Raw genomic sequence first — 3,376 nt, 5'->3', positions numbered from 1 at the left:
CCTGATCGTGTTCGCAATGAGCTGGCAGCGATAGATGTTATCCCTGAAGATTGGGGCGGTGATACCCAGTTTATTAATGTCTCAGCCCACTCCGGTGATGGTATTGATGATTTGTTGGAAGCATTGTTGCTGCAGGCTGAATTGTTAGAGCTTGAAGCATCTGCGGATATTCCGGGTCGGGGTATTGTGATCGAATCTCGCCTTGATAAAGGCCGTGGTTCTATTTCTTCAGTATTGGTTCAAGCCGGCACCTTGCGCAAAGGTGATGTAGTGCTTGCCGGTCAACAATTTGGCCGAGTGCGCGCCATGCTGGATGAAAATGGCAAGCCGATTGATGCGGCTGGGCCATCGATCCCTGTTGAAATCCTAGGTCTTGATGGTACGCCTGATGCTGGTGATGCGTTTGTTGTATTGGAAAATGAAAAACGCGCCCGTGAAGTGGCCGAGTTCCGCCAGATCAAAGACCGTGAAGACAAGCTCAAACGTCAGCAGGCCTCTAAGCTGGAAAATATGTTTGCCAATATGGGTGAGGAAGAGAGCAAGTCACTGAATATTGTTGTTAAGGCCGATGTCCGTGGTTCTTTGGAAGCGATTCAAAGTTCATTACTGGAAATGGGTAATGATGAAGTTCAGGTAAATATCGTTTCCGGTGGCGTTGGTGGTATTACTGAGACTGATATCACATTGGCGCTAACCTCTAATGCGGTGGTGTTTGGTTTTAATGTTCGTGCCGATGGCGCGGCTCGTAAAGTGGTTGAGAACGAAGGCGTTGATCTACGTTACTACAGTGTCATTTACGATTTAATTGACGATGTTAAGCAAGCACTTTCAGGCATGTTAAGGCCTGAAATGCGTGAAGAAATTAATGGCACTGCCGAAGTTCGTGATGTATTTAAGTCACCAAAATTTGGTGCGATTGCCGGTTGTATGGTGATCGACGGTACTCTGTATCGCAGTAATCCGATTCGTGTATTACGTGACGATGTGGTTATTTATGAGGGTGAGTTGGAGTCACTGCGTCGCTTTAAAGATGATGTGGCAGAAGTTCGCAACGGTATGGAATGTGGTATCGGTGTTAAGAACTACAACGATGTTAAGCCTGGCGATAAGATTGAAGTATACGAAGTGAAAGAGTATGCGCGAACGCTTTAATAGAGTGCGCACTATTTCAATAGAGCAAAACTGATGGCGAAAGAATACAGTCGTACGCAACGGGTTGGTGATTTTCTAAAACAGGAATTGGCCAGCTTGATACAGTTTGAAGTACGTGATCCTCGCGTCGGCATGGTCAGTATTACGGATGTTGAAGTGAGTCGCGATATATCCCACGCCAAAGTCTTTATAACGGTGCTGGGTAAAGAAAGTGAAGAAGAAGCGTCGGAGTCTATAGACGTATTGAATAAAGCGGCGGGTTTTTTACGCACGCAAATTGCAAAAAGTAATAATGCTCGAACCACGCCTAGGCTGAGGTTTTATTTCGATAGCAGTGTTGGGCGTGGTCAACAGTTATCAAATTTGATTGATAAAGCGGTGTCGGCGGATAAAGCCTTTTCAGATAATAAAGGCAGCACTGATGATGAGACGAATAGCTAAGCGCTATGGCAAAAAAACGGCGCGGTAGACCGTTAAACGGCGTATTGATTATCGATAAGCCAGCAGGTCAGAGTTCGAATCGATCGCTTCAAATAGCCAAGCGGCTGTTTTTCGCTCAAAAGGCAGGACATACGGGCAGTTTGGATCCATTGGCTACTGGTGTTTTGCCTGTTTGTTTTGGTGAGGCGACAAAGTTTTCCCAGTTTTTACTGGATGCCGATAAAGCGTACCGTAGTACCTTTTTATTCGGAGTGACTACCACCAGTGGCGATGCCGATGGTGATGTGTTGGAAACCCGTGATGCTAGTGCCATTACTGCATCCGATATATTGGCATTGTTGCCCAAATTTTCGGGTGAGATAGAACAAGTGCCTTCGATGTTTTCAGCGTTAAAACATCAAGGGCAGCCGCTATATAAATTAGCGCGGCAAGGTATAGAAGTAGCGCGGAAAGTGCGTCAGATAACGGTTTTTGATATTCGTTTAGAGGCCTTTCGCAGTGCAGAGCAAACCGGTGGTCAACCGGAAGCCGATGTGTATATCCATTGCAGCAAGGGCACTTATATTCGCTCTATTGCAGAGGATGTTGGTTTAGCGTTGGGTTGTGGCGCCCATGTTAAGATGCTGCGTCGAGTACAGGCGGGACCTTTTGAAGAACTTCAGGCGGTTTCGCTTACCACGCTGGAAACGCTGGCAGAAAGTGTTGATGTCGAAGGTTATGACGCACTGGATGCTTTACTGGAGCCGGTTGATGTCGCTGTTTGGCATTTGCCTGAAGTAACTTTGGCAGAATCCGCCGTATTTTATTTATTGCGAGGTCATGCGGTTACTGTACCGGGCATACCATCACAGTGTGATGAAGGTGATATGGTTAGAATGTATTCTGAGTCGAGAAATTTTCTCGGTATCGGAGAAATTATAGACGGTAGTCAAGTTGCACCCAAACGTCTAATAGCTACCAATTGAGGTGGCGCAGTTAATCGGTAAGATGTTGTAACTCGAATAAGTTACAGTAGATTGCCCATTGAAATAGCCTGTCTGTAAATATGCACGGACAGGCTGAATTAACGGCAAAGTATTTAACGACTTTGCTTTTGCATATTAACTTTAATGAGGAAAGTATCATGGCATTATCAGCCGCTGAGAAATCAGCAGTAGTAAAAGAGTATCAAACAGTAGAAGGCGATACCGGTTCACCGGAAGTGCAGGTAGCATTACTGTCAGCCAATATTGAAAAATTGCAAGGTCACTTCGGTGATCACAAGCATGATCACCACTCGCGTCGTGGTTTGATACGTATGGTTAATCAGCGTCGTAAATTACTGGACTACTTGAAAGGCAAAAATACAGATCGTTATACCAGCCTGATCAAGCGTTTGGGCTTACGTCGTTAAGCAGTATTCAGTGCCGTTTATATTGCTTTGCAGTAGCGGCGCCGATAAAAAAAGTGAGTCGTAAAAGTCGTGAGTCCCGGCGATGCAGGTTGAATAGAACCCGGGGCTTTTATTGTTATCCCACAAAGGGAGGATTTCCTAAGTGAATCCAGTAAAAAAATCATTTCAATTCGGTGAACACACCGTAACTTTAGAAACAGGCCGCATTGCTCGTCAAGCTACAGGTGCCGTATTGGTAACTATGGGTGACGTACAGGTGCTTTGTACCGTTGTAGCCGCTAAATCGGCCAAAGAAGGTATGGACTTTTTCCCATTGGGTGTTCATTACCAAGAAAAAGCCTATGCAGTTGGTAAAATTCCCGGTGGTTTCTTCAAGCGTGAAGCGCGTCC

The 3,376-nt window shown here is 45.6% G+C and carries 4 protein-coding genes and 1 pseudogene; all 5 read left to right on the top strand.

Annotation, left to right across the window (positions count from 1 at the left end; translation table 11 throughout):
* The coding region (gene infB, locus AACP44_RS08810) for a translation initiation factor IF-2 (protein ID WP_339340159.1) at positions 1–1,152 on the top strand (1,152 nt) is incomplete at its 5' end.
* A 33-nt stretch (positions 1,153–1,185) separates the two neighbouring features.
* Positions 1,186–1,593, top strand: coding sequence for a 30S ribosome-binding factor RbfA (rbfA, locus tag AACP44_RS08805; protein WP_339340158.1), 408 nt, complete (start codon positions 1,186–1,188; stop codon positions 1,591–1,593).
* A 5-nt stretch (positions 1,594–1,598) separates the two neighbouring features.
* Positions 1,599–2,558, top strand: a complete 960-nt coding sequence (truB, locus tag AACP44_RS08800) for a tRNA pseudouridine(55) synthase TruB (RefSeq protein WP_339340157.1) — start codon at positions 1,599–1,601, stop codon at positions 2,556–2,558.
* A 158-nt stretch (positions 2,559–2,716) separates the two neighbouring features.
* A complete protein-coding gene (gene rpsO, locus AACP44_RS08795) occupies positions 2,717–2,986 on the top strand; it encodes a 30S ribosomal protein S15 (protein WP_339340156.1) in 270 nt (89 codons plus the stop codon).
* A 142-nt stretch (positions 2,987–3,128) separates the two neighbouring features.
* Positions 3,129–3,376, top strand: a pseudogene (locus AACP44_RS08790) (polyribonucleotide nucleotidyltransferase); the annotation flags it as partial.

It is taken from the genome of uncultured Oceanicoccus sp., assembly GCF_963968385.1.
Classification (GTDB): Bacteria; Pseudomonadota; Gammaproteobacteria; order Pseudomonadales; family Dasaniaceae; genus Oceanicoccus.
Note: the sequence above shows the minus strand (reverse complement) of the source record. Positions and strands in the feature narration are given on the sequence as shown.